This window comes from Escherichia sp. E10V10, from assembly GCF_004211985.1.
Lineage (GTDB): Bacteria > Pseudomonadota > Gammaproteobacteria > Enterobacterales > Enterobacteriaceae > Escherichia.
Window position 1 is genome coordinate 694567 of sequence record NZ_RHJO01000001.1, and the last position, 24796, is coordinate 719362.

At 49.1% G+C, this 24796-nt stretch carries 29 protein-coding genes; 13 read left to right on the forward strand and 16 right to left on the reverse strand.

All coding sequences use genetic code 11. The features are described 5' to 3' along the window. Window positions 1-107 precede the first annotated feature (107 nt). Together D9736_RS03230 and pabB are read right to left on the reverse strand one after the other, a co-directional pair. Complete coding sequence (locus tag D9736_RS03230) at window positions 108-686, reverse strand: CoA pyrophosphatase (protein ID WP_000456725.1); 579 nt, start codon at window positions 684-686, stop codon at window positions 108-110. 3 nt (window positions 687-689) lie between these two features. Continuing rightward, the gene (gene pabB, locus D9736_RS03235) at window positions 690-2051 is read right to left on the reverse strand and encodes an aminodeoxychorismate synthase component 1 (RefSeq protein WP_130257676.1); all 1362 of its coding nucleotides are present in this window, start codon (window positions 2049-2051) and stop codon (window positions 690-692) included. Window positions 2052-2124: 73 nt separating this feature from the next. Here pabB and D9736_RS03240 point away from each other — a divergent pair, with 73 nt between their 5' ends. Continuing rightward, window positions 2125-2304, forward strand: a complete 180-nt coding sequence (locus D9736_RS03240; RefSeq protein ID WP_130218763.1) for a YoaH family protein — start codon at window positions 2125-2127, stop codon at window positions 2302-2304. A 282-nt stretch (window positions 2305-2586) separates the two neighbouring features. Here D9736_RS03240 and D9736_RS03250 read toward each other — a convergent pair whose 3' ends face one another. After that, window positions 2587-2886, reverse strand: coding sequence for a DUF1889 family protein (locus D9736_RS03250; RefSeq protein ID WP_130208426.1), 300 nt, complete (start codon window positions 2884-2886; stop codon window positions 2587-2589). Between the two features lie 433 nt (window positions 2887-3319). Beyond that, a complete protein-coding gene (locus tag D9736_RS03255) occupies window positions 3320-3664 on the reverse strand; it encodes a RidA family protein (protein ID WP_130219012.1) in 345 nt (114 codons plus the stop codon). A gap of 131 nt (window positions 3665-3795) precedes the next feature. Between D9736_RS03255 and D9736_RS03260 the strand changes: the two genes are divergently transcribed. From D9736_RS03260 to rnd, 5 genes are all read left to right on the forward strand, one after another. Beyond that, the gene (locus D9736_RS03260; RefSeq protein WP_130257677.1) at window positions 3796-5706 is read left to right on the forward strand and encodes an ATP-dependent DNA helicase; all 1911 of its coding nucleotides are present in this window, start codon (window positions 3796-3798) and stop codon (window positions 5704-5706) included. Window positions 5707-5763: 57 nt separating this feature from the next. Continuing rightward, window positions 5764-6459, forward strand: coding sequence for a tRNA (adenosine(37)-N6)-threonylcarbamoyltransferase complex dimerization subunit type 1 TsaB (gene tsaB, locus D9736_RS03265; protein ID WP_130218767.1), 696 nt, complete (start codon window positions 5764-5766; stop codon window positions 6457-6459). Window positions 6460-6497: 38 nt separating this feature from the next. Beyond that, entirely contained in the window at window positions 6498-7079 is a 582-nt protein-coding gene (gene yeaY / locus D9736_RS03270; RefSeq protein ID WP_130218769.1) for a Slp family lipoprotein YeaY, read from the forward strand. A gap of 204 nt (window positions 7080-7283) precedes the next feature. Further along, a complete protein-coding gene (gene fadD / locus D9736_RS03275; protein WP_130218771.1) occupies window positions 7284-8969 on the forward strand; it encodes a long-chain-fatty-acid--CoA ligase FadD in 1686 nt (561 codons plus the stop codon). A gap of 81 nt (window positions 8970-9050) precedes the next feature. Beyond that, window positions 9051-10166 (forward strand): ribonuclease D, encoded by a 1116-nt coding sequence (gene rnd, locus D9736_RS03280; protein ID WP_130257678.1) that lies wholly within the window; start codon window positions 9051-9053, stop codon window positions 10164-10166. 42 nt (window positions 10167-10208) lie between these two features. On the opposite strand, the gene yeaX is transcribed toward rnd, so the two are convergent. The 4 genes from yeaX to dmlA all read right to left on the reverse strand — a co-directional run bounded on the left by yeaX (window position 10209) and on the right by dmlA (window position 15332). Continuing rightward, window positions 10209-11174: a carnitine monooxygenase reductase subunit YeaX gene (yeaX, locus tag D9736_RS03285; RefSeq protein WP_130257679.1), complete on the reverse strand. Its 966-nt coding sequence runs from the start codon at window positions 11172-11174 to the stop codon at window positions 10209-10211. 55 nt (window positions 11175-11229) lie between these two features. After that, entirely contained in the window at window positions 11230-12354 is a 1125-nt protein-coding gene (gene yeaW / locus D9736_RS03290; protein WP_000067822.1) for a carnitine monooxygenase, oxygenase subunit YeaW, read from the reverse strand. Between the two features lie 31 nt (window positions 12355-12385). Next, window positions 12386-13996 carry a BCCT family transporter YeaV gene (yeaV, locus tag D9736_RS03295; RefSeq protein ID WP_130257680.1) on the reverse strand — a complete coding sequence of 537 codons (1611 nt, stop codon included), beginning with the start codon at window positions 13994-13996 and terminating at the stop codon, window positions 12386-12388. 250 nt (window positions 13997-14246) lie between these two features. Continuing rightward, window positions 14247-15332 carry a multifunctional D-malate/3-isopropylmalate/tartarate dehydrogenase gene (gene dmlA, locus D9736_RS03300; RefSeq protein ID WP_130257681.1) on the reverse strand — a complete coding sequence of 362 codons (1086 nt, stop codon included), beginning with the start codon at window positions 15330-15332 and terminating at the stop codon, window positions 14247-14249. 102 nt (window positions 15333-15434) lie between these two features. On the opposite strand from dmlA, the gene dmlR reads away from it, so the two are divergent. The 5 genes from dmlR to D9736_RS03325 all read left to right on the forward strand — a co-directional run bounded on the left by dmlR (window position 15435) and on the right by D9736_RS03325 (window position 18238). Beyond that, on the forward strand, window positions 15435-16358 hold the full coding sequence (gene dmlR, locus D9736_RS03305) for a DNA-binding transcriptional regulator DmlR (RefSeq protein WP_130257682.1): 924 nt from the start codon (window positions 15435-15437) through the stop codon (window positions 16356-16358). 126 nt (window positions 16359-16484) lie between these two features. After that, window positions 16485-17123, forward strand: a complete 639-nt coding sequence (gene leuE, locus D9736_RS03310) for a leucine efflux protein LeuE (protein ID WP_130208404.1) — start codon at window positions 16485-16487, stop codon at window positions 17121-17123. 181 nt (window positions 17124-17304) lie between these two features. Beyond that, window positions 17305-17655, forward strand: coding sequence for a DUF1971 domain-containing protein YeaR (yeaR, locus tag D9736_RS03315; RefSeq protein ID WP_240725503.1), 351 nt, complete (start codon window positions 17305-17307; stop codon window positions 17653-17655). 3 nt (window positions 17656-17658) lie between these two features. Next, window positions 17659-17841, forward strand: coding sequence for a DUF1869 domain-containing protein (locus D9736_RS03320; protein WP_064529220.1), 183 nt, complete (start codon window positions 17659-17661; stop codon window positions 17839-17841). 148 nt (window positions 17842-17989) lie between these two features. Then, entirely contained in the window at window positions 17990-18238 is a 249-nt protein-coding gene (locus D9736_RS03325) for a GlsB/YeaQ/YmgE family stress response membrane protein (RefSeq protein ID WP_064529219.1), read from the forward strand. A 59-nt stretch (window positions 18239-18297) separates the two neighbouring features. On the opposite strand, the gene yoaJ is transcribed toward D9736_RS03325, so the two are convergent. From yoaJ to D9736_RS03340, 3 genes are read right to left on the reverse strand one after another with little or no spacing between them, the layout of a single operon-like run. Continuing rightward, the gene (yoaJ, locus tag D9736_RS03330) at window positions 18298-18372 is read right to left on the reverse strand and encodes a protein YoaJ (RefSeq protein ID WP_001386836.1); all 75 of its coding nucleotides are present in this window, start codon (window positions 18370-18372) and stop codon (window positions 18298-18300) included. 2 nt (window positions 18373-18374) lie between these two features. Further along, window positions 18375-18473: a YoaK family small membrane protein gene (locus D9736_RS03335; protein ID WP_001219350.1), complete on the reverse strand. Its 99-nt coding sequence runs from the start codon at window positions 18471-18473 to the stop codon at window positions 18375-18377. Window positions 18474-18505: 32 nt separating this feature from the next. Next, window positions 18506-19531 carry a sensor domain-containing diguanylate cyclase gene (locus D9736_RS03340; protein WP_130257683.1) on the reverse strand — a complete coding sequence of 342 codons (1026 nt, stop codon included), beginning with the start codon at window positions 19529-19531 and terminating at the stop codon, window positions 18506-18508. A gap of 183 nt (window positions 19532-19714) precedes the next feature. On the opposite strand from D9736_RS03340, the gene D9736_RS03345 reads away from it, so the two are divergent. Beyond that, entirely contained in the window at window positions 19715-19969 is a 255-nt protein-coding gene (locus D9736_RS03345; protein WP_130257684.1) for a DUF333 domain-containing protein, read from the forward strand. 21 nt (window positions 19970-19990) lie between these two features. Here D9736_RS03345 and D9736_RS03350 read toward each other — a convergent pair whose 3' ends face one another. Beyond that, the gene (locus tag D9736_RS03350) at window positions 19991-20338 is read right to left on the reverse strand and encodes a DUF488 domain-containing protein (protein ID WP_130257685.1); all 348 of its coding nucleotides are present in this window, start codon (window positions 20336-20338) and stop codon (window positions 19991-19993) included. Window positions 20339-20419: 81 nt separating this feature from the next. Beyond that, window positions 20420-20866 carry a DUF441 domain-containing protein gene (locus D9736_RS03355; protein ID WP_130257686.1) on the reverse strand — a complete coding sequence of 149 codons (447 nt, stop codon included), beginning with the start codon at window positions 20864-20866 and terminating at the stop codon, window positions 20420-20422. Window positions 20867-21035: 169 nt separating this feature from the next. Here D9736_RS03355 and yoaI point away from each other — a divergent pair, with 169 nt between their 5' ends. Further along, entirely contained in the window at window positions 21036-21140 is a 105-nt protein-coding gene (gene yoaI, locus D9736_RS03360) for a small membrane protein YoaI (RefSeq protein ID WP_130218789.1), read from the forward strand. Here the strand turns inward: yoaI and yeaK are convergent, their stop codons facing one another. The 3 genes from yeaK to D9736_RS03375 form a co-directional block, all read right to left on the reverse strand. Beyond that, complete coding sequence (gene yeaK / locus D9736_RS03365) at window positions 21141-21644, reverse strand: mischarged aminoacyl-tRNA deacylase (RefSeq protein ID WP_130257687.1); 504 nt, start codon at window positions 21642-21644, stop codon at window positions 21141-21143. 42 nt (window positions 21645-21686) lie between these two features. Beyond that, complete coding sequence (gene dgcJ / locus D9736_RS03370; protein WP_130257813.1) at window positions 21687-23177, reverse strand: diguanylate cyclase DgcJ; 1491 nt, start codon at window positions 23175-23177, stop codon at window positions 21687-21689. Between the two features lie 180 nt (window positions 23178-23357). Then, on the reverse strand, window positions 23358-24701 hold the full coding sequence (locus D9736_RS03375; protein WP_130257688.1) for a GGDEF domain-containing protein: 1344 nt from the start codon (window positions 24699-24701) through the stop codon (window positions 23358-23360). Window positions 24702-24796 lie beyond the last annotated feature (95 nt).

The window sequence follows — 24796 nt, forward strand, 5'->3', positions numbered from 1 at the left end:
GACAGGCTTAACTATTCACATGAATTAAACTAATCAAAAACCGCGATTTAACTAATATTGCGATGATTGTCTCAAGTAGTGTTTTGTAGATGTAAAGATAAGTATAGTCAGGGTTTCACACCAATTTGTAGCGCCAGTTCACGAATTATGCCTGCGGTCATTCCCCATACAAAATACTGTTCGTACCAGGAAAGCCATACCCGATGCGAATCGCCACGGCGGTAGATATCCAAAGGATGATAACGGCCCAAATGTAACGCCTGGGCGAGCGGCATTTCAAATACTGCGGAGACTTCATCTTCACTGGCGCGATACGGTAAATCAGGCGGGATAATGCCGACCACGGGAGTGACCTGGTAGCCCGTGACGCTATCGACAGGGGGTAACACGCCGATAACCTCAACGGCTGAAGGCGGTATGGCGACCTCTTCTTCGGCTTCACGCAGCGCAGCGGCGATAACTGACGCGTCCGTGTCATCGACTGCACCTCCAGGGAATGCGACTTGTCCAGCATGTTTGCGCAGATGAATGGAACGCTGAGTCAACAGTAAGCCCGGTTGCGGTCGGCGGACGATGGGGATTAACACGGCAGCCTGACGATGATTTAAGGTTTCCCGGTTAATTTGCGGACGCAAAAGTTGAAAGCGCGATAAAAAATCATCAAGCGTCAGGCTACGGTATTCCACGTCTTACTTCTCCAGTTGGCGTAATATCTTATTAACTTTATCAAAAGTTTCCTGATATTCCGCTTCTTCCTGGCTATCGGCGACAATTCCACCGCCTGCAGAGCAGTATATTTGTCCGTTAATGGTAGTCAGAGTGCGGATAGTAATGCTGGTATCCATATTGCCGCAGAAGCTTAAATAGCCAATGCTGCCGCACCAGGCATTGCGTCGCTGCGGTTCCAGTTCATCAATAATCTCCATTGCCCGCACTTTTGGCGCGCCGGTGATTGAGCCTCCGGGAAAAGCAGCGCGCAGCAGATCACTGGCATGCAACTGCTCTGGCAAGCGTGCCGTTATGGTGCTGACCAGATGATGCACGGCAGGGAAGGGCTCTACCACAAACAGTTCAGGCACTTTTACTGAGCCTGGTACGGCAACTCGGCCGATGTCATTGCGCATTAAATCGACAATCATCAGGTTTTCGGCGCGATCTTTCGGTGAGTTCGCCAGTTTTTCAGCTTGTTTGTTATCTTCCTGAGGATCGGACAAGCGTGGGAGCGTGCCTTTAATCGGGCGGGTCTGGATCTCACCACCATCACAAAGAATAAACCGTTCTGGTGAAAGGCTTAAAATCACACCTTGTTCCAGACGCAGGAAGGCACTGAACGGTGCGCGGTTGGCCTGATTAAGCTGAACGAACGCCTGCCATTCATCGCCAGAATAGGTCGCGTGAAAACGCTGGGCGAGATTCACCTGATAGCAATCGCCGCTGTGCAGATATTCCTGCACCTGGCGAAATTTCTCGCCATACTGCTCGCGGTTCATATTGGATTGCCAGGCGGATGTTAACTTGAAATCTTGCTGTGGTGCTATTTGCTGGCTGTCCAGCCACGCCAGACGAGCATTGACATCACGATGGCTGAGTAGCGAAATACGCTGACGCTGGTGGTCGACGATCAGCGCCCAGTCGTAGATACCAACCGCCATGTCAGGCAAGTCGACATCTCGTTGCGCAATTTCTGGCAGCGACTCAAACCGACGACCCAGATCGTAGCCAAACAGCCCAAGCGCGCCGCCCTGAAATGGCAAATTATTGCTATGCGACGGGTGAATGTTTGCACGGTTCAGTGCCTGTTGGAGCACTTTGAGCGGATCGTCAGTGGTCGTTGTGCGGATGTCTCCTTCACATACCCGGGTTTCATTATCGTGAGTGGTTAAAGTGCAAACGGGGTCAGCCACCACAATATCAAAGCGACTATGCGGATGGTCGGCGTAGCCGGAGTGCAACAACATCGCCCACGGCAGGTGGCTTAAGCGGGCAAAATAAAATTCAGCGGCGTCCTGACGCCAGGGTAAAGTAATCACAGCGGGAGATAACGTCTTCATCAGTCCTGACTCTACTGGCTATGTGCCGGGTAGCATGAAATAATTAGCGCCAACAATTTAGCAGGAGTTAACAATGTTTGCAGGTTTACCTTCACTCACCCATGAACAGCAGCAAAAAGCCGTTGAGCGTATTCAGGAACTGATGGCACAGGGGATGAGCAGCGGTCAGGCAATCGCGCTGGTGGCAGAAGAGCTGCGCGCCAACCATACCGGCGAGCAAATAGTGGCGCGTTTTGAGGATGAAGACGAGTAACACAAAATGATCCGTATCGATTTCGTCACGGATGACGTCCTGTATCTTGATACGGATAGCCTCATCGGCTGGGAATTTCCGGCATGAACTTACATCGTGCCATTTTTGACGGTATGTGCCTGGACGGCGCGCGTTATGACAATGGTCCACCGCGTCGAAACAAAAATCACGGGGCCATATCTGTTGATTAATTTGGGCTGTGTTTATGATGACGAGAAAAAAGGACGCTTTTCTGAGGTCAATGAAAGCGTCCGGATTGATTTTTAAAGCTGGAGTTTTAACTCACACAAGGGCTTTAAGTTCTTCCTGCATATAAGACGAGAAGTATTCAGGGTTTTTAATCACTACGCGTTCGCCAGAATCCATCTTTTTTGCCCATCCCACCATTTTTTCCGTGAATCCAGGATTCCAGCCTTCCTGTTCAGCTCGCGCAGTAATATCGGCGGTACTCGCGGGGACTCCCAGGTCATGCAAATATTTAAATATTCCTTTCGCCGTACTTTCATTCATCGAGCTTGGTGTTGATGCTGATACATCCATGGCACTAATGAAATCCAGGGCTTTATCTATTGCAGCAGGCATATTCTTGTCCTTAAATTAACCACGTTTTTGATAAGGCTATATATGACCTTAAATTGCATCTAATATCAAAGGGATTATAACGATATATCAGTAGTTAACCTGTTGACATTCAGGTATTTTAAAGGTAGCAGGTCATGGCGGGTTTTCTAGTGATATGGCAAAAAATTAACGGTGAATCGCCGCGCTCCAGCCAGATTGTTAAGGGCAGAAAAGTCAGAGTAAACGGCTCGGGGAGTTAACAGAATGGTTTAATTTGGGTGATTAATATCATTTTTGTATAGATGCAGTTGAAATCATAAAAATAAGTTACCTGACGGATTTCATTATTTATCTAAAGTATCCTCTTAAGCACTGGCCGATTTGTTTATAACCGACCAGTATTTTCGAACAATTATCGTCTGATTTTTACTTTGATAGAATTCTTTTTCTGGAATTAAACCGCAGCGATAATCTTAATTTCAACCTTGTACTGCGGATTCATCAGCCCCGCCTGCACCGTGCAGCGCACCGGCGCGTGACCCGCTACAACCCAGGCATCCCATGCTTTATTCATTGCCGCAAAGTCGTTTTTATCGGCAAGGAAAATGGTGGCATCCAGAATGCTCGATTTATTGCTGCCCTGTTTTTCCAGCACGGCGTCAATTTGCGCCAGCGTGTTGGCGGTTTGTTCAAAAGCATCGGCATCGAGGTTTTCTGGTACGCCAGTGTAGTAGAGCGTGTTGTTGTGGATCACCACATCAGACCAGCGGGATTCAGCGTCGATACGAACGATAGTCATCATTATGTCCTCATTAACTTTCCATTTTTGTGCTGCAAAGACTGCCACAATGTGAGGTTGCCGTCACCACTTCAACTAGCGAAAACCAGCCTGGCCTGACATAATCCCTGTTCAAATCAACAGGGGGTAGTGTGACGGACGATTTTGCACCAGACGGTCAACTGGCGAAAGCGATACCTGGTTTTAAGCCGCGTGAACCGCAGCGACAGATGGCAGTCGCTGTGACCCAGGCGATTGAAAAAAGCCAGCCGCTGGTGGTGGAAGCAGGAACCGGTACGGGTAAAACCTATGCCTACCTTGCCCCTGCACTGCGGGCGAAAAAGAAAGTCATCATCTCAACCGGCTCAAAAGCGTTGCAGGATCAGCTCTACAGCCGCGATTTGCCAACGGTCTCAAAGGCATTGAAATACACGGGCAACGTGGCGTTGCTGAAAGGGCGCTCAAACTACCTCTGCCTCGAACGACTTGAACAGCAGGCGCTGGCGGGCGGAGATTTGCCAGTACAAACCTTAAGCGATGTGATCCTCCTGCGCTCCTGGTCTAATCAAACAGTCGATGGCGATATCAGCACCTGCATTAGCGTGGCGGAAGATTCACAGGCGTGGCCGCTGGTCACCAGCACCAACGACAACTGTCTTGGCAGCGACTGCCCAATGTATAAAGATTGCTTTGTGGTTAAAGCGCGTAAAAAAGCGATGGATGCTGATGTGGTGGTGGTGAACCATCATCTGTTTCTGGCGGATATGGTGGTGAAAGAGAGCGGATTTGGCGAACTGATCCCAGAAGCAGACGTGATGATCTTCGACGAAGCCCACCAGCTGCCGGACATTGCCAGCCAGTACTTTGGGCAGTCGCTCTCCAGCCGACAACTGCTCGATCTGGCAAAAGACATCACCATCGCCTATCGCACCGAATTAAAAGACACTCAACAGTTACAAAAATGCGCCGACCGTCTTGCCCAGAGTGCGCAGGATTTTCGTCTGCAACTCGGCGAGCCAGGTTATCGCGGTAATCTGCGCGAACTGTTAGCCAATCCGCAAATTCAGCGGGCGTTTTTACTGCTCGATGACACCCTTGAACTCTGTTACGACGTGGCGAAATTGTCGCTGGGGCGTTCCGCCTTGCTGGATGCGGCATTTGAACGCGCCACGTTATATCGTACACGCCTGAAGCGGCTAAAAGAGATCAACCAACCAGGCTACAGCTACTGGTACGAATGCACTTCGCGCCATTTCACTCTCGCGTTGACGCCGCTCAGCGTGGCGGATAAATTCAAAGAGCTAATGGCGCAAAAGCCCGGAAGCTGGATCTTTACCTCGGCAACGTTGTCGGTGAATGACGATCTGCATCATTTCACCTCGCGGCTTGGTATCGAACAGGCAGAGTCGTTGCTGTTGCCAAGCCCCTTTGATTACAGCCGCCAGGCGTTACTCTGTGTGCCGCGCAACCTGCCGCAAACCAACCAGCCAGGTTCTGCTCGCCAGTTAGCGGCAATGCTGCGACCGATCATCGAAGCTAACAACGGTCGTTGCTTTATGCTTTGTACCTCGCACGCCATGATGCGCGATCTGGCTGAGCAGTTCCGCGCTACCATGACGCTTCCCGTATTGTTGCAGGGGGAAACCAGCAAAGGGCAACTGTTGCAGCAATTTGTCAGCGCCGGTAATGCGCTTCTTGTGGCGACCAGCAGCTTCTGGGAAGGGGTGGACGTGCGTGGCGATACATTGTCATTGGTGATTATCGACAAGTTGCCGTTTACCTCGCCGGATGACCCGCTGTTAAAAGCGCGCATGGAAGATTGCCGTTTGCGCGGTGGCGACCCGTTCGATGAGGTGCAACTACCAGATGCCGTCATTACTCTCAAACAGGGAGTAGGGCGACTAATTCGCGACGCCGACGATCGCGGCGTGCTGGTGATTTGCGACAATCGGCTGGTGATGCGCCCTTATGGCGCCACTTTCCTTGCCAGCCTGCCGCCCGCGCCGCGTACCCGTGATATTGCCCGTGCGGTTCGTTTCCTTGCGATACCATCCTCCAGGTAATTTGTGATGGAGTATGGTATGATGCGCGCCTTTTTATTGATCTAAGCACGAAGACCCATGCGAATTCTGGCTATCGATACCGCGACAGAGGCCTGCTCTGTCGCCCTGTGGAACGACGGTACTGTCAACGCTCATTTTGAGCTTTGCCCTCGTGAACATACTCAACGAATCTTACCGATGGTGCAGGATATCCTGACCACCAGCGGAACTTCCCTGACTGACATAAACGCTCTGGCTTACGGGCGCGGCCCCGGTAGCTTTACTGGCGTGCGCATTGGTATTGGCATCGCGCAAGGGCTGGCGCTTGGCGCGGAATTACCGATGATTGGCGTCTCCACACTAATGACAATGGCGCAAGGGGCGTGGCGCAAAAACGGCGCAACCCGCGTGCTGGCAGCCATTGACGCGCGAATGGGCGAAGTTTACTGGGCTGAATATCAGCGTGATGAAAACGGTGTCTGGCACGGTGAAGAAACCGAAGCCGTACTCAAACCAGAACTCGTTCATGAACGGATGCAACAGCTTTCCGGTGAATGGGCGACCGTGGGTACAGGCTGGCAAGCCTGGCCGGATCTCGGTAAAGAAAGCGGGCTGGTTTTGCGCGATGGCGAAGTGTTACTGCCCGCTGCAGAAGATATGCTGCCGATTGCCTGTCAGATGTTTGCCGAGGGTAAAACGGTGGCGGTGGAACATGCCGAGCCGGTTTATTTGCGTAACAACGTCGCGTGGAAGAAACTTCCGGGCAAAGAATGAATCTTAAGAGTATGCCCTGAGAAAAAAGGAGTCGCATCATGGCGGTTCAAAACAATGTTATCAAAGGCATACTGGCAGGTACGTTTGCGCTAATACTGAGCGGTTGTGTCACTGTGCCGGACGCCATTAAAGGCAGTAGCCCAACGCCGCAACAAGATTTAGTTCGGGTGATGAATGCGCCGCAGCTGTACGTTGGTCAGGAAGCGCGATTTGGCGGTAAAGTGGTTGCGGTGCAAAACCAGCAAGGGAAAACCCGCCTGGAAATTGCCACTGTACCACTCGACAGCGGAGCAAGACCGACGCTGGGAGAACCGTCGCGTGGGCGCATTTATGCCGATGTGAATGGTTTTCTTGATCCGGTCGATTTCCGAGGCCAGCTGGTGACAGTTGTCGGGCCAATCACCGGTACGGTTGACGGAAAAATCGGCAACACGCCATATAAATTTATGGTAATGCAGGCAACGGGTTACAAACGTTGGCATTTAACCCAGCAGGTGATTATGCCGCCACAGCCGATTGATCCCTGGTTTTATGGTGGGCGAGGCTGGCCCTATGGCTACGGTGGATGGGGCTGGTATAATCCAGGTCCCGCGAGAGTACAAACAGTTGTAACTGAATAATTGCTTGTTTTTAAAGAAAAAGAAACAGCGGCTGGTCCGCTGTTTCTGCATTCTTACAGTAAAGATAAAAATAAATAGTGACGCGCTTCGCAACCTTTTCGTTGGGTAATTATCAAGCTGGTAAGATGAGTTAATATTATGTTAACAACATGTTTATCACTTGGGGTTGCGATGACGACGAACACGCATTTTAGAGGTGAAGAATTGAAGAAGGTTTGGCTTAACCGTTATCCCGCGGACGTTCCGACGGAGATCAACCCTGACCGTTATCAATCTCTGGTAGATATGTTTGAGCAGTCGGTCACGCGCTACGCCGACCAGCCCGCGTTTATGAATATGGGGGAGGTCATGACCTTCCGCAAGCTGGAAGAACGCAGTCGCGCGTTTGCCGCTTATTTGCAACAAGGGTTGGGGCTTAAAAAGGGCGATCGCGTTGCGCTGATGATGCCTAACTTATTGCAATATCCAGTGGCGCTGTTCGGCATTTTGCGCGCCGGGATGATTGTCGTAAACGTCAACCCGTTGTATACCCCGCGCGAGCTTGAGCATCAGCTTAATGACAGCGGCGCATCGGCGATTGTCATTGTGTCCAACTTTGCTCACACCCTGGAAAAGGTGGTCGATAAAACCGCCGTTCAGCACGTTATCCTGACCCGTATGGGCGATCAGCTTTCCACAGCGAAAGGCACACTGGTTAACTTCGTTGTTAAATACATCAAGCGTCTGGTGCCGAAATACCATCTGCCAGATGCCATTTCATTTCGTAGCGCCCTGCATAACGGCTACCGGATGCAGTACGTCAAACCTGAACTGGTGCCGGAAGATTTAGCTTTCCTGCAATACACCGGCGGCACCACAGGTGTGGCGAAAGGCGCGATGCTGACTCACCGCAATATGCTGGCGAACCTGGAACAGGTCAACGCCACCTATGGGCCGTTGCTGCATCCAGGTAAAGAACTGGTAGTAACGGCACTGCCGCTCTATCACATTTTTGCACTGACCATTAACTGTCTGCTGTTTATCGAACTCGGCGGGCAGAACCTGCTTATTACTAACCCACGTGATATTCCGGGGCTGGTGAAAGAGCTGGCGAAATATCCGTTTACCGCTATCACCGGCGTAAACACCTTGTTCAATGCGTTGCTGAACAATAAAGAGTTCCAGCAGCTGGATTTCTCCAGTCTGCATCTTTCCGCTGGCGGTGGGATGCCTGTTCAGCAAGTGGTGGCAGAACGCTGGGTGAAACTGACCGGACAGTATCTGCTGGAAGGTTATGGCCTGACCGAGTGCGCGCCGCTGGTCAGCGTTAACCCGTATGATATTGATTATCATAGCGGTAGCATTGGTTTGCCGGTGCCATCGACGGAAGCCAAACTGGTGGATGACGACGACAACGAAGTACCACCGGGTCAACCGGGTGAGCTTTGTGTCAAAGGACCGCAGGTGATGCTGGGGTACTGGCAGCGTCCGGATGCTACCGATGAGATCATCAAAAATGGCTGGTTACACACTGGCGACATCGCGGTGATGGATGAAGAAGGATTCCTGCGTATTGTCGACCGCAAAAAAGACATGATTCTGGTTTCCGGTTTTAACGTTTATCCCAACGAGATTGAAGATGTCGTCATGCAGCATCCTGGCGTACAGGAAGTCGCGGCGGTTGGCGTACCTTCCGGCTCCAGTGGTGAAGCGGTGAAAATCTTCGTAGTGAAAAAAGATCCATCGCTTACCGAAGAGTCACTGGTGACCTTTTGTCGCCGTCAGCTCACGGGCTACAAAGTACCGAAGCTGGTGGAGTTTCGTGATGAGTTACCGAAATCTAACGTCGGAAAAATTTTGCGACGAGAATTACGTGACGAAGCGCGCGGCAAAGTGGACAATAAAGCCTGAGCGTTAAGTCAGTCGTCAGACGCCGGTTAATCCGGCGTTTTTTTTGACGCCCACTAAAGAGAATACAATTTGAATTACCAAATGATTACCACGGACGATGCGCTGGCTTCTTTGTGTGAAGCCGTCCGTGCCTTTCCGGCGATAGCCCTGGATACTGAATTTGTTCGTACGCGCACTTATTACCCGCAGCTGGGGTTGATTCAACTTTTCGATGGCGAGCATCTGGCGCTAATCGATCCGCTCGGGATCACCGACTGGTCACCGCTGAAAGCGATCCTGCGTGATCCGTCCATTACCAAATTTCTCCATGCGGGCAGTGAGGATCTGGAAGTGTTCCTCAATGTCTTTGGCGAATTACCACAACCCCTGATTGACACGCAAATCCTCGCTGCTTTCTGCGGACGCCCGATGTCGTGGGGATTTGCTTCCATGGTGGAAGAGTACACCGGCGTTACGCTCGACAAGAGCGAATCGCGCACCGACTGGTTGGCAAGACCGCTAACCGAACGTCAGTGTGAATACGCAGCGGCGGACGTCTGGTATTTATTACCGATCACCGCAAAGCTAATGGTAGAAACGGAAGCCTCTGGCTGGTTACCTGCGGCGCTGGATGAGTGCCGCCTGATGCAAATGCGTCGTCAGGAAGTCGTTGCGCCGGAAGATGCATGGCGTGATATCACCAATGCCTGGCAGTTACGCACACGCCAACTGGCCTGTCTGCAACTGTTAGCCGACTGGCGCCTGCGCAAGGCGCGGGAGCGCGATCTGGCGGTTAACTTTGTCGTGCGTGAAGAGCATTTGTGGTCGGTTGCGCGTTATATGCCGGGGAGTCTGGGCGAGCTGGACAGTCTGGGTTTATCCGGTAGCGAAATCCGCTTCCACGGAAAAACGCTGCTTGCGCTGGTGGAGAAAGCGCAGGCATTACCGGAGGAGGCGTTACCGCAGCCAATGTCAAACCTGATGGACATGCCCGGTTATCGCAAGGCGTTTAAAGCGATTAAGTCGCTGATCACTGACGTGAGCGAAACACACAAGATCAGCGTCGAATTGCTGGCATCGCGTCGGCAAATCAACCAACTGCTGAACTGGCACTGGAAACTGAAACCGCAGAACAATTTGCCGGAGCTGATTTCCGGCTGGCGCGGTGAGCTGATGGCAGAAGCATTGCACAATTTATTGCAGGAATATCCGCAGTAAAACCTTCCTGAGCCGGACAGGGCGCGTCCGGCTTCAGACAAACTACAAATCTAACACCAGGCGTTTACCCTTCGCGCGTGAACAACAGATCAACATACTTTGCTGGCTGGCGCGTTCTTCATCGCTAAAATACTGGTCCCGATGGTCAGCTTCACCTTCCAGAATCGCCGTTTCGCAGGTCCCACATACCCCTTCACGACATAAACATTCAACTTTTGCCGCTTTATTATTTTCAATGACCTGCAAAATGGTCATCTCTTCCGGCACCACAAACTCTTTACCGGAACGGGCGAGCACCAGTGTAAACGCATCGCCGGTTTTGTCTTCAATTGCAAACTGCTCAAAGTGCAGCGTATCGGCGGCGATGTCCAGACGGGCAGCTTCACTTCTTACCGCTTCATTTAGCGCCTCGGGGCCACAGGTATAAACGTGTGTGCCAGGTTCGATATCCGCCAATAATCGCGCTAATTCAAGTCGCGTTCCGGTCGATGAGTGATGCAAATGGATTTTCTCAGCCTGCGGATGTTGGACTAGCTCATCACGAAATGCGCAGCTTTCTGGATTTCGCGAGCAGTAATGTAGCTGCCAGTCGACGTCGCTGTGTTGCAACTCTGCCATGTGCGACAGGAAAGGGGTGATACCAATACCGCCCGCGATAAACAGATGCTTTCTGGCCGAGGGAATTAGCGCAAACAGATTATTAGGTGTCGAAATGGTCAACCGATCGCCTGCTTTCACCTGCTGATGCAAAAAGCGCGAACCACCGCGCGAGTTTTCTTCCAATCGAACGGCAATCTGATAATGAGTTGTATCGAGAGGCGAACTCAGCAGTGAATACGCATTGCTGTAATGGTTATCACCATCGCTCATCTGCACAATGACGTGACTTCCACCGGTGAACGTAGGTAATGGTTTGCCATCGGTTGCCACCAGCGTGAAGCGTTTCACCTGTTCGGTAAGCGGTTCCACCTGACTCACCTGTACTTCAAACATTTGATAGTCTGACATTGCTGTACTCCATCAAAAATCAGCCCGGCGGCGGAGTAGACCGCCGCCGATGTCATTAGTCCTTAAACACCTGCGCCAGCAGATTATGGAAATGGGCGATACCGTGTTCGGAAATCCCGCTACCGCTACTGTCGGCCATGATGCGCCCCTGACCACGATAGCCACGCGATTTCAGCCCTTTCTGTACGCTTTCAACCAGACGTAAATCCTCCGGACGGAACACATCGCGATACCACTCAATCAGCGATTTTTGCTCGTCGGTTAACTCTTCATTGGTGAAGTAAATATCGTAGTTTTGCAGGGTGGTTTCAGAATCCACCGGGAATTCATAAATGACCGTCATCATCCCTTTGATCGGTGTGACGTTCAGCATAGTGCACGGCCACAGCCAGAAACCGTGGAATGCCGCATCCGTACCCTCTTCAAATTTAAACGACTGTTCGGATGGTTTGGCGAAACCGTATTGCAGTGTCCAGTTACCGTGCATGGTGTGCCAGTAACGATCAACCTGAACGGAGTCGGAGAAACCTGGATGCGCCGGACCACAGTGATAGCACTCGAGATAGTTATCGACAATGTTCTTCCAGTTGGCAGGCGTGCGGGTGGTAAAACGGGCCGCCAGTTTCAGGTCGTGGACTTCCGGGCAGGCTTCCAGCACTTTCGCTCCCAGACCAGGTAACTGATCTTCCACGCTGGTGGCGTTAGGGTCCATGTTGATGAAGACGAATCCGGCATATTCTTCCAGACGCACCGGGACCAGTTGCGCTTTGTCGCTGTCGAAATTAGCGACGTTTTCACAGTTACGTGCGTGGGCCAGGTTGCCATCGAGTTTGAATGCCCATGCGTGATATGGGCAGGTAATCACATTTTTTGCTTTTCCTTCACCGCTCAACAACTGATGACCACGGTGCGGACAAACGTTATAGAACGCGCGCAAAACCTTATCACGACCGCGTACCAGCACGATGCTTTCGCCAATGATCTCACGCGTCACGTAATCATTAGCATTCGCCAGTTCGCTGCTGTGGGCGACGCAAATCCAGCTTTTAGCGAAGACGTTCTCTTTTTCGTGTTCAAAGGCGTTCTGATCGGTATAAAAACGGGCAGGAATGGTCCACGCCTCTTGCGGGTTAGCGCAAAAATTTTCGGGTAGTACAAAGTCAGGGCTCAGATTGCTCATAGGGATACCTTTATCGTTAGGATGATGGCGCTCAGTTGTCGCCTTTGAATACGGTTCCCGCAGGGAGCACTGGCGTTTTTTCCGGGGCTTCAACCGGTGTCTGCGGGAGATAATGTTCAACTTGATGAGCCGGAATGTCGGCGTAATCCTGTTTCAGCCAGCGAAGAAATCCGCCGACTTTCACCAGTAAAATGACGAGGAAGGGAAGGGCTGTGAGCACGACGGTGGTTTTCATCGTTTCCAGCGACGCGCCGGTGAACAGAATTGAAAGCGGGATCAGTGTGATCACCACGCACCAGAAAAGACGCAGCCCACGGTCAGGATCGTCACCTTCCTGGAGATTTCGCGTACTGGTCGCCGCCATGGTGTAGGCCACCGCATCCATATGCGAGGCAAGGAAAATAATCATCACGCCCAGGTATGCGGCGAGGAACAATTTACCTGCAGGCAACGACATCAGAACTTGTTGAACGGCAGTTTCACCGCCCAGTGTTTCCAGCACCTGTGGGACGTTGATTACGCCATTGATAAACTGATGAATGGCATAGCTTTCCATTACACCGAAGAAGAACCAGCAACCGACGGTGCTGCCGAGGATCAGTCCCCAGATAACTTCTTTAATCTTACGGCCACGCGAAACGCGGGTGACAAACATTGCCACGCCGGGCGTGTATGAGATCCACCACAGCCAGTAGAAAACGGTCCAGTTGCGGGTAAATGAACCATCGCCAAGCGGATCGGTAAATAAACTCATTTGCAGGAAGTTTTGCGTGGTCAGGCCGATGGCATTGATGATGCTGTTGGTAATAAATTCGGTTGGGCCGACAATCAGAACCAGCAATGGCAGCAGGAAGGCGCCCCAGCCGACCATTTTGCTCAGACGTTGCAAACCGTTGTTGATACCAATCCACGAGCTAAGGCAAAAAATGCCGCCGGAAAGCAGGATCACAAATGCCTGCACGGTGAAGTTATCCGGTAAACCGGTCAGCGCGGAAAGACCACGAGTAAAAGTTGCGGCGGTGACGACCAGGGAAATAGTCAGTGCGCCGACAGTGGCGATCAGGAACATCAAATCGACCAGTTTTCCCCACGGACCTTGCGGGCGAATGCCGGTAATAGCAGCAATAATGCCGGAAAGGCTCAGCCCCTTATTTTTCCGCACATGGAAGTGGTAAGCCATGATTAATGAGGCCAGCGTATAGGTTGCCCACGCGCTGATTCCCCAATGGAAGAAGGAGTAGGGAACGCTAAATTCGAGTGCCTGTTGTGAACGCGGCGCGATATTTAAACCAGGCGTTTGATAATAATAGGCCCACTCAGCAACCCCCCAATAAAGCGTAGAAGAACCTAAACCGGCACAAATAAACATAAACAGCCAGGAGAGCGTGCTGTATTCCGGTTTTCCTTCGCCAAGACGAATATTGCCGTATTTACTGGTGGCTAAATAAATCACCAGTCCCATTGCCAGCAAAACCAATACCTGTACGGCGGAACCTAACGTACGCGTGACAAATGTGAATATTGCGTTGGCCGCGTCGGCCGATTGTTGTGGGAAAAGGCTTAATGCAGCTGCGATGAAAAGAATGGCCACCAGACTGATGCTTATCAGCGGCACATCTTTTTTCTTAACATTGCTCATCATGAGTCATCTCCTGGGCATAAAAGCCCGTCTCTGGCTTTTGCCAGTTGTAATTATGTGCAGGGTAATGAATTGCATGTTGTGTTTAACAAATTGATTATTTGCATGTTACATAAATTAAACAATTAAGAATACGGAAAGCCATAAAACACGAAACGGAAACAATAAAAGGTGAAATGACGCAGGTTATTTACTGAAGAGAATGAATAAAAAAACCGCGTCAGTGACGCGGTTCAAATAAACTGGTTTGACCTTAACGCAAAATAATTTTGCAAATCGCGTCGGCAACCTGTGGTGTGGTGGCATTGCCTTTCATATCGGGTGTTTTCGGCCCGTGAGCAATCACTTCTTCAATCGCTGCCAGAATACCGTTATGCGCTTGCTGGAAACGCTCATCGCCATTGCCGAGGAAATCGAGCATCATTGCACCGGCCCAAATCGTGGCGATAGGGTTAGCAATATTTTTCCCGTAGATATCCGGCGCGGAACCGTGGACAGGCTCGAAGAGCGACGGAAAAGTACGTTCCGGATTCAGGTTGGCGGATGGGGCAATGCCGATGGTTCCGGTGCAGGCCGGGCCAAGATCGGAAAGGATATCGCCAAACAAATTGGATGCCACCACCACGTCAAAACGTTCTGGTTGCATCACAAAGCGCGCGCAGAGAATATCAATATGCTGCTTGTCCCAGCGGATCGCCGGGTAATTTTCTGCCATTGCTTCCACGCGCTCATCCCAGTACGGCATGCTGATGGCTAAACCGTTAGATTTGGTGGCGGAAGTCAGCGTCTTACGTGGGCGGCTTTGTGCAAGTTCAAAGGCATAACGCAAAATACGGTCGACGCCACGGCGGGTAAATACCGATTCCTGGATGACAACCTCATGCTCCGTTCCTTCGTTTAACCGTCCACCCAGAGACGAGTATTCGCCTTCTGTGTTCTCGCGCACTACGTAAAAATCGATATCGCCAGGCTGTTTCCCCGCCAGTGGGCAAGGTACGCCAGGAAAGAGGCGGACCGGACGCAGGTTAACGTATTGGTCAAATTCACGGCGAAATTTCAGCAGCGATCCCCATAACGAAATATGGTCCGGAACGGTATCCGGCCAGCCGACGGCACCAAAGTAGATAGCGTCGAAACGGCTGAGTTGTTCATGCCAGTCGTCCGGCATCATTTTGCCGTGATGGCTGTAATATTCGCAACTTGCCCACTCCATCTGCTCAAAGCTTAAGGCGAAGCCCCAGCGTTCAGCGGCAGCCTGTAACACACGAATCCCTTCAGGAAGGACTTCTTTGCCGATTCCATCTCCGGGTATTGCAGCGATCCGAAACGTTTTCATCATTGGGTTCTCACTTCCTGACCATCAAAATTGACAATACCCTCATCCTATAATTGACTGAAAAGGAATTAATCCCCGCAACTGGTGAAACATAAAACACGAATCATGAATAATTTACCGCTGCTGAACGATTTGCGCGTCTTTATGCTGGTGGCTCGCCGGGCTGGTTTTGCTGCTGTTGCAGAAGAAATGGGTGTTTCTCCGGCTTTCGTTAGCAAGCGTATCGCCTTACTGGAACAAACGCTGAACGTGGTGTTATTACACCGCACCACTCGTCGCGTGACGATCACCGAAGAAGGTGAGCGGATTTATGAGTGGGCGCAGCGCATATTGCAGGATGTCGGGCAGATGATGGATGAACTCTCCGACGTGCGCCTCGTGCCACAAGGGATGTTGCGTGTTATCAGTAGTTTTGGGTTTGGACGGCGAGTTGTTGCTCCGGCATTATCGGCGCTGGCAAAGGCTTATCCGCAACTGGAATTACGCTTTGACGTGGAAGACAGACTGGTCGACCTGGTTAATGAAGGCGTCGATCTCGATATTCGTATTGGTGATGACATTGCACCTAACTTAATCGCCCGCAAACTGGCGACCAATTACCGTATCCTCTGCGCGTCGCCGGAATTTATTGCGCAACATGGTGCGCCGAAACATTTCACGGACCTTTCAGCGTTACCTTGTCTGGTTATAAAAGAGCGCGATCATCCATTTGGTGTCTGGCAATTGCGCAATAAAGAAGGAAACCACGCCATTAAAGTCACCGGCCCGTTGTCGTCTAATCATGGTGAAATAGTGCATCAATGGTGTCTCGATGGTCAGGGTATTGCGCTGCGCTCCTGGTGGGATGTCAGCGAAAATATTGCCAGTGGCCATTTGGTGCAGGTACTACCGGAGTATTATCAGCCCGCGAATGTCTGGGCGGTGTATGTATCCAGGCTGGCAACATCAGCGAAGGTGCGGATAACGGTAGAGTTTTTACGCCAGTATTTTGCCGAGCACTACCCGAATTTTTCACTGGACCACGCCTGATTAATGATTCAATCATCGGGTTATTATCAGGTTAAAACCTGATTTTCTCCTTTCTAAGCCACTACAGATTGGTTAGCATATTCACCTTTATTCGCGCATTTCCCAAAGAAAATTAAAGAGGTTAACGTGTTCGCTGAATATGGGGTTCTGAATTACTGGACCTATCTGGTTGGGGCCATTTTTATCGTGCTGGTGCCTGGGCCGAATACTTTGTTTGTGCTTAAAAATAGCGTCAGCAGTGGAGTGAAAGGTGGTTATCTTGCAGCCTGCGGCGTATTTATTGGTGATGCGGTATTAATGTTTCTGGCGTGGGCAGGTGTGGCAACGTTGATTAAGACCACACCGATATTATTCAACATCGTACGTTATCTTGGCGCGTTTTATTTGCTCTATCTTGGGGGTAAAATTCTTTACGCCACCCTGAAGGGCAACAATAGCGAGGCCAAATCGGATGAACCGCAATATGGCGCTATTTTCAAGCGCGCCTTAATATTGAGCCTGACCAACCCGAAAGCTATTTTATTCTACGTGTCATTTTTCGTGCAATTTATCGACGTTAATGCGCCACATACGGGTATTTCGTTCTTTATTCTGGCGATGACACTTGAGATAGTCAGCTTCTGTTATTTGAGCTTCCTGATTATTTCCGGCGCCTTTGTCACGCAGTACATTCGCACTAAAAAGAAACTGGCAAAACTAGGCAACTCTCTGATTGGTTTGATGTTTGTCGGTTTTGCCGCTCGACTGGCGACGCTGCAATCTTAATACTTTCCGCCCGCGATACCGCGGGCTTCCCTCCTGAACGCCACCGCGCCTGGACGTTGACACGGTGCTAAAAAGTAACCAATAAATGGTATTTAAAATGCAAATTATCAGGCGTACCCTGAAACGGCTGGAGTAAACGGTTTTCAGCGCATTTACCGAAGGAGGGAGAAGGATGCTACAAATCCCACAGAATTACATTCATACACGCTCAACACCTTTCTGGAATAAACAAACCGCACCTGCCGGAATATTCGAACGTCATCTTGATAAAGGAACTCGTCCCGGGGTTTACCCTCGATTGTCCGTTATGCATGGGGCGGTCAAATATCTCGGCTATGCTGATGAACACAGCACAGAACCTGATCAGGTGATCCTTATCGAAGCAGGGCAATTTGCGGTGTTCCCGCCGGAAAAATGGCACAACATTGAAGCCATGACTGACGATACTTATTTCAACATCGACTTCTTCGTTGCCCCTGAAGTCCTGATGGAAGGCGCAAAACAACGGAAAGTCATTCATACCGGGAGATGAATTATGGGCAAAGCAACGTATACCGTAACCGTCACCAATAACAGTAATGGTGTTTCTGTTGATTATGAAACAGAGACACCGATGACATTGCTGGTGCCAGAAGTTGCGGCGGAAGTGCTAAAAGATCTTGTTAACACGGTGCGCTCTTATGACACAGAAAACGAACATGATGTTTGTGGCTGGTAATTTTACCTGATAGAAAATTGCGCCATTTTATGCGTCATCGCAAAAAAAATATGCGTGATGCCCATCACAATTTTTACTTCTTTGATGTTGTGCTATGCTTTTTATTAGCGACCAACTTGCTAATACAAAACAGATAAGGAAGGATAAAATGGGCATTCTGTCATGGATTATTTTTGGGCTTATTGCTGGTATTCTGGCTAAGTGGATTATGCCAGGTAAAGATGGTGGTGGATTCTTCATGACTATCCTGTTGGGGATTGTCGGCGCCGTGGTCGGCGGATGGATCAGTACACTGTTTGGTTTTGGTAAAGTCGATGGCTTTAACTTTGGCAGCTTCGTGGTTGCGGTGATCGGTGCGCTTGTCGTGCTGTTTATCTACAGAAAAGTCAAAAGCTAACGCTGAAATAAAACAAAGGCTGCTTTTTCGCAGCCTTTGCTATTTTTACAGGTGCAGTGTTACCACCACCCTAGCTCGGTACCGAGGACGACAATAATCGCAACACCCATCATAATAATCGTTGTTTTTTTCATCTTTATGCTCCTGGGGCAGCATAGCCGCCAATAAAAAACCACGCTAAAAATACGACTGCCGTAATAAAGATTACGACAGGGAAAATAATACCGATTCGCATGTTATCACCAATCAAAAGGATGTGAATACGCCTCAGGAATCCAGAGCTGAATGCGCGACAAAAGGCTTTTTCTCTTTGTGTTTTTTCTCCTGGTACATTGCAATATCGGCGGCATGCAGGGCGCTGTCGGCATCGGTTGTTTCAGGATCCACTTCAATAATGCCAAGGCTGGCGCCAGGATAAAACAAGTCAACATCACCTAAGTGATATTCACCGCGTATTTGCTGCTGAATACGCTCACGCAATGACGGGATATCGGCATTTTCATCGGCTAGCGAAGCGACCAAAAATTCATCACCGCCGAGACGACCAATAATCTCGCTATTCTGATGTAGTGTGTTAAGGCGCTGGCCAACCTGAATAAGAAACAGATCGCCGCTATTATGACCAAAACGGTCATTGATTAATTTGAAGTTATCCAGATCGATAAAGGCAATAATTGCTTTACGCTTCAGATGCCGCGCGAGAGAAAAAAGTGTCGTCAGATTATCAAAAATTGCCCTTCGATTCGGCACTCCCGTCAAAGAGTCAGTATAGGATTGCGCAATCAACGCCGCATTAGCTTCACGCAATTGCTCAACCAGCGCCTCTTTTTGGATGTATTGTGTAATAAGCCCGGCGAATAACTGCAAAACTTGCTCTGCACGTTCGCTCCACGGGCGTTTCTCGCTGCTGGCGGCGCAAAGCGTGCCGTAGAATGAGCCATCCGGTAAGTGAATCGGTGTGCTCAGAAATGTCGTGATCCCAAGATTGCGTGCCGCAATGCAGTCGCCCCAACGGTCAGGGACTTCATCGCTGAAAAAACAGTTCTCATCAATTGCGCGTTTGCACAATGAGTGATCCCAGGAAACGGTAAAATTCTCCGGGATGTGCATTTTTTGGCTATTACGGGCATACAAAATGTGTTGCAGGCGTGCGTCAATATCCACTTTTGTCAGATACGCCGACTCCATGTCGGTAACCATTTCTAGCATCTCCAGAAGTTGCCGGACCAGACTTTCCAGAGACTGTTCCGAGGCGAGTGACTGCGAGACGCGGGCAATGATCTGATCTGACACGAAAGAACTCCAGGAGGTGGTAGGTAAATGCTGAATATTTAATCTTTACAGGCATGATAAAACATCATCAACAAAGATGAAACCAGACGTAATATATTTTGAATGAATGTAAAAGAAATAGTGCTGCAAAACATAACGATACCGCGATACTCTAAAGTGTAGATAAACGAGTGAGATCACTATATGAAAATTATCCGTTTTGCTTTGCCTTGCCTGCTAGTCCTGGCGGGGTGTTCAACCGCTTCTCAACCCGATGCGCCTAAACCGCCACATGTTGGAATGGCTAATCCTGCATCGGTCTACTGCCAGCAAAAGGGAGGTACGCTTATTCCGGTACAAACAGCGCAAGGAGTCAGCAACAATTGCAAATTACCGGGCGGTGAAACGATTGATGAATGGGCATTATGGCGGAGGGATCATCCGGCTGATAGAAAATAACAACCGGATGCCGGGCTGGAATCACAAACTGCGTAGCCAATCGGCCAGCACCAGTGCATGGTTTTGCGTGGTATTTTTTGCCGAATAGAGTAGGGTTAGTGTCTGCTGGCGGGCAATATCCGCCAGTCGTTTCCCTTCTTGCTCATGCTGCGCCAGTTCTGCAAGATATTGTTCGCGAAAGGTTTCAAAATCGATCACTTCGCCGTGAAAGGCTTTGCGTAGTTCTGTTGAAGGCGTGATGGTTTTGTCCCATTCATCAAGTGCTAAATCTGTTTTCTTGATACCACGCGGCCAGAGACGATCGACCAGTACGCGATAACCATCGCCTTGTTCAGCCGCATCATAGACGCGTTTACACTGAATATTCATCGTGTTTGTTCTCCCTTTCACGCAACATTGCCACGCCACTATAGCACTTTGTTTTTATGCTTATGGCGGCTACGGCAAAAATTACTGCTTACCAATAATCAGCGAAACCAGGCCAGCAGCAATAAGCGGGCCGACGGGCACACCGCGAAAAAGCGCTACGCCCAAAACCGTACCCATCAGCAATCCGGCTACCAGTTGTGGTTGACTACCCATTAACGTGACGCCGCGTCCGCCAAGCCAGGAAACAATCACGCCTACGGCAATCGCGACTAATGATTTCCAGTTCAGAAACGAGTGAACAAGTGTCGACGGTGGCAGCGTCCCGCTGGCGATTGGGGCCATAACACCGATGGTGAGAATAATTATCCCGATACTCAACCCTTGTTTTTCAATCCAGGGGAAAAAGGTGCTCAACGGTGTGACGCGGACAATGATCAACACCAGAATTGAAACTGCGACAGTGGTGTTGTGGCTGACAAAGCCCAGCGCAGCTAATCCGAGGAGGATTAACAAAGTGACATCAACCATCGTGGTTTCCTTGCCAAAAAATAATTATCCCCCGTACTTTACGCTTGCTGAGGGCAGGAATCAGACATTAATTACACTTTTTGCATAAAAAATAGGGAGAATTGTCATCAAACTGCCATTTGCGTACGCTAACAATAACGTGAAAACAGTTATCTCCAGGGGTAAAACCATGAACGATCAAATGTTCATTGAGACACTGATTATCACGTCATCGTTTTTTGCCATTGCGGTTGTGCTGGTACTGTCCGTTTTGCTACTTGAACGGACCAGCTAGTTATACAGTACGGCGGAAATGGACCAGCTCTGGTTGCGCAATGCGTAAATAATCTGCGGTGTTAAGAATAACTGATTTATCCAGCATGCCCGCATTGAAGGCAATTTCATCGAATCGCTCGAAGAGTAGTGGGTCGGCGACCAGTTTGAGTTTGGGGGGGAAGCTGAAAGGCGGGATGGCGCCAAAAACGCAGCCAGTGAGTTCATCGACCTCTGCCGGGCTGGCAAGCGAGGCGCGTAACCCGCCAATGTGACTGGCGAGTTGGCTCAGATCGGCCTGTTGATCGGCAGGGAGTATCGCTAATACATGTTGATTAACGCCATTACCTTTGACTTTACACACCAGCGCCTTGGCGCCCTGGCCCAAAGCGGTGCCGCGAATTTCTGACACCGCTTCACATTTGCCCACAGCTTCGTGGGTGACGATGCGGAAGTTAGCGCCTTCTTGTGATAATAAAGCGATTAAGCGCTGATGCGTCACGCTTCCTTTAGCCACTTCAGTCATTTCACGCTCCTGGATTTATAACTAAACAACCACAGAAGATTATCATGAACTGCTGTTTTTGTTCTGTTTATTGACATACAGACGTTCATCGGAAGCTTTATAAGCATCGTGAATCGTATCGGTTTCTTTCATCGCGTAAATACCGGAAGAGAAGCCGATCTCTTTTTGCGGCGCGATATGTTGCAGGCGTTTTTCGATACGGTCAGGCAATTGCGCAGCAATTTGTGGCGTCGAATCGACCAGGATAATGCAAAATTCATCACCGCCGAGACGGATAGCATAATCGCTTTTACGAATCGACTGTTTAATCGCCTGTGCCAATAAAGTAATCGCTAAATCACCTTCCTGGTGGCCGAGTGTGTCATTAATTTGCTTTAACTTGTCCATGTCAATAGCAATAAACATGACTGCAGAACCTGCCTGAACCAGGCGCTGCAAGCGTTGCTGCAACTCAGGAGTCAATATTTTGCGGTTATACAATCCGGTCATCGCATCGCTAATATTTTCGCGAGTCACGTTTTGGTACAAGCGGAAGTGCATGCGCACCATATTCAGTAATATCAATGCCGTCAGCAGCCAGAAGACAACGCTTTTCCATGAAGATGTAATAAAGTAAAGAATATCAATGGATAATGTAACGCGAATTCCGCCAGGTAAGTCATGGACGTAACTGACATACTGAAACAGATTGTCTTCACTCTGGTTGATAATAATGTCCCGACCCGAATCTACATCGGTAAGCGTAACATTGAGAAAACGCCAGAGGAGAGGGCGGTCATGAGTGTAAAAGATATTCCGCAGGTTGTTTTTATTGATATCCAGCAGCACAATCCCTTTAAGTTGACCCGCGAGATAAACCGGCGTCAGCAAGCTCATCACATTCTGTTTGGTACGCTGATCCTGGTAAATGCTCGATAACACGGTGCGACCGGTAAACACCTTTTCAATATCTTTACGGTTAATGCCAATGCTTCCAGATTGCAAAAACGACCAGTTATTCATGGCGAAGTATTCAACATTGACCGGCTCATAAAAATAGACATAGCGGTCATTGAGATCGAGATAATAGTGAAATTTCTCTTCAGCCATCCCAAGACCGGAACCATATTCATCTTGATGGCGATTGCCTTCCACTGCTTGATCAAATGCGGGTAATAGCGCCGCTGCTTCCACAATTGTGTCACAGTCATCGGATGCGCTCTGTAATGTCCCGCGCAAGCCAGAATAAGTATGGGCCGTCAGATTTAATCCATGAGTATTATTGGCCGTTTCAAAAGCCTCGCAGATAGCACGTCGCTGTTCTGGTGACACCTCTGACTGCTCAGCAGCAAGTGCGCGCATGACATGTGCGGCAATACTCTGATTTTGATACTTATCATAGAGAAAGGAGGAATCCGCTTTCTGGACGATATAGCGCAAGTAGGCGCTCATCGCTCTGTCGCTGGCGACAAGTTCAAAAATAAGGAAGGAAGATGTCAGCACAATGACACTTGCGGCGATAAAATGCCGGAGCATTCTATGGTGCAATTTCATGATAAATGGCACTCCTTCGGTTAGTGAAATGAGAAAACCAGTTAAAGTTCGATTGCGGCCTGGCACAGGGGCGCTAATTATACTCATCTCTGTGCCGTTGGGGAGGAGAAATTTAGTGGTATTAGATATTAATTGTATGCAAAAGCCACGCAAAAAGCATGGCTGTGAATATTTTTGCACTCAAAGACGATGAATAATCACTTTGTTGCCTCCCTCGCTTTTCGCCTCACGTAAGGCTTTATCTGCTTCTGTCATGACAAGTGAAAGATTGTGCGTATCTCCGGTGGAAAAAACACTGCCAATGCTGATAGTCATTGGTTCAGGAACAGCATACCTGTTACTAAAGCCGGTCAGGAGTTCGACATTTTTACGCACACGTTCAGCAATAATTTTTGCCTGGGCAGCATTGAGTTCGGTAAATAGCAGCCCAAATACTTCCCCCTCAAGACGGGCTAAAATGTCATCGGGGCGGATACTTTGCTGGATAATATCGACAATTGAAACCAGCACTTTATCGCCCACATGATGTCCCCATAGGTCATTGATGCGTTTGAACTGGTTAATATCTACCAGCATGATACAAAAATCCTTCACAACAGGTTGCGACAATAATGACTCTACGCTGTTGAAAAAGTAACGGCGATTATAAATATTGGTCAACACATCATGAACCGCCAGTTTGCTGGAGAGTTGCAGTTCTTGAAAAATGTTATAAATCAGAAAAGCAACAACAAACAGTTTGCTGGAAACTTCAATACCACGACTGATGTACCAGATGGTGTAGTTATATTCATCCAGAGTCAGCAAAAGTAAGTTACAGCAGAGCGATGCCAGACATAATAACGCTATTGACGGCCAAAGTTCGCTGGTTAATCGTGTGCGCATGATAATAAAGAACAGTAAACATGCCCACAGACAAACCAAAATTTTTGTGTAGTTAATTCCCCAGCTCGCAGAATGGCTATCCGGACAGTAATCTACGACGTATAAGGAATAGTCAGGATTATAACTGCTCAGGTTGTGTGCCAGTAAGGGAAACAACATGAAAGGTATCAGTGCCAACAACAGGATGCAGGTTTTTTTCTTGTTGTTCGTTAGAATACTGTTTCGGTCATAACAGAAGAGAGCTAACGCTGTTAAGCAAATGAAACTTAGCTGGCGAAACAGATATAATATGGAAACATCATTTGATTTAGCCTGAATAAGTGTGCTGTCACTGATAGGTTTATGAATAATGACAATGGTTTCAGTTAAATAGAAAATACCACTTAAAAATGCAAGGCTTAAAATGAGTGTTGGAAAAATTTCACGGTTAGTGAAATATTTCATTAGCATGAATAGAAAAATGACGGCGTTAAGGAAAAACAAAGCCACAACAACCATCAGGTAATTCATCTGCGGGATGAGTTTTACATTGGTGTTTTCGTTATATAAGGTGGTGATGCAAAATAAAATCAATGTCAGTAGCAAACTGAAAATAAAAAAGCTTTGTGCTTTTAGCTTTTGTGTACACATAGAAATCATAAAAAGGAGAGCAATGTGAGTGCTGATTTTATTGATGGTCGGGATATGTGGTTTTGATCATGATCAATTTTCGTTATTGCTAAAAAATAATTAAA

Excerpts from the sequence above, each read along its gene's own strand:
- pabB (WP_130257676.1), bottom strand. The coding sequence starts at position 2,051 with ATGAAGACGTTATCTCCCGCTGTGATTACTTTACCCTGGCGTCAGGAC.
- D9736_RS03240 (WP_130218763.1), top strand. The coding sequence starts at position 2,125 with ATGTTTGCAGGTTTACCTTCACTCACCCATGAACAGCAGCAAAAAGCC.
- D9736_RS03250 (WP_130208426.1), bottom strand. The coding sequence starts at position 2,886 with ATGCCTGCTGCAATAGATAAAGCCCTGGATTTCATTAGTGCCATGGAT.
- D9736_RS03255 (WP_130219012.1), bottom strand. The coding sequence starts at position 3,664 with ATGACTATCGTTCGTATCGACGCTGAATCCCGCTGGTCTGATGTGGTG.
- tsaB (WP_130218767.1), top strand. The coding sequence starts at position 5,764 with ATGCGAATTCTGGCTATCGATACCGCGACAGAGGCCTGCTCTGTCGCC.
- yeaY (WP_130218769.1), top strand. The coding sequence starts at position 6,498 with ATGGCGGTTCAAAACAATGTTATCAAAGGCATACTGGCAGGTACGTTT.
- rnd (WP_130257678.1), top strand. The coding sequence starts at position 9,051 with ATGATTACCACGGACGATGCGCTGGCTTCTTTGTGTGAAGCCGTCCGT.
- yeaX (WP_130257679.1), bottom strand. The coding sequence starts at position 11,174 with ATGTCAGACTATCAAATGTTTGAAGTACAGGTGAGTCAGGTGGAACCG.
- yeaW (WP_000067822.1), bottom strand. The coding sequence starts at position 12,354 with ATGAGCAATCTGAGCCCTGACTTTGTACTACCCGAAAATTTTTGCGCT.
- yeaV (WP_130257680.1), bottom strand. The coding sequence starts at position 13,996 with ATGATGAGCAATGTTAAGAAAAAAGATGTGCCGCTGATAAGCATCAGT.
- dmlA (WP_130257681.1), bottom strand. The coding sequence starts at position 15,332 with ATGATGAAAACGTTTCGGATCGCTGCAATACCCGGAGATGGAATCGGC.
- dmlR (WP_130257682.1), top strand. The coding sequence starts at position 15,435 with ATGAATAATTTACCGCTGCTGAACGATTTGCGCGTCTTTATGCTGGTG.
- D9736_RS03320 (WP_064529220.1), top strand. The coding sequence starts at position 17,659 with ATGGGCAAAGCAACGTATACCGTAACCGTCACCAATAACAGTAATGGT.
- D9736_RS03325 (WP_064529219.1), top strand. The coding sequence starts at position 17,990 with ATGGGCATTCTGTCATGGATTATTTTTGGGCTTATTGCTGGTATTCTG.
- D9736_RS03335 (WP_001219350.1), bottom strand. The coding sequence starts at position 18,473 with ATGCGAATCGGTATTATTTTCCCTGTCGTAATCTTTATTACGGCAGTC.
- D9736_RS03345 (WP_130257684.1), top strand. The coding sequence starts at position 19,715 with ATGAAAATTATCCGTTTTGCTTTGCCTTGCCTGCTAGTCCTGGCGGGG.
- D9736_RS03350 (WP_130257685.1), bottom strand. The coding sequence starts at position 20,338 with ATGAATATTCAGTGTAAACGCGTCTATGATGCGGCTGAACAAGGCGAT.
- D9736_RS03355 (WP_130257686.1), bottom strand. The coding sequence starts at position 20,866 with ATGGTTGATGTCACTTTGTTAATCCTCCTCGGATTAGCTGCGCTGGGC.
- yoaI (WP_130218789.1), top strand. The coding sequence starts at position 21,036 with ATGAACGATCAAATGTTCATTGAGACACTGATTATCACGTCATCGTTT.
- yeaK (WP_130257687.1), bottom strand. The coding sequence starts at position 21,644 with ATGACTGAAGTGGCTAAAGGAAGCGTGACGCATCAGCGCTTAATCGCT.
- dgcJ (WP_130257813.1), bottom strand. The coding sequence starts at position 23,177 with ATGAAATTGCACCATAGAATGCTCCGGCATTTTATCGCCGCAAGTGTC.
- D9736_RS03375 (WP_130257688.1), bottom strand. The coding sequence starts at position 24,701 with ATGATTTCTATGTGTACACAAAAGCTAAAAGCACAAAGCTTTTTTATT.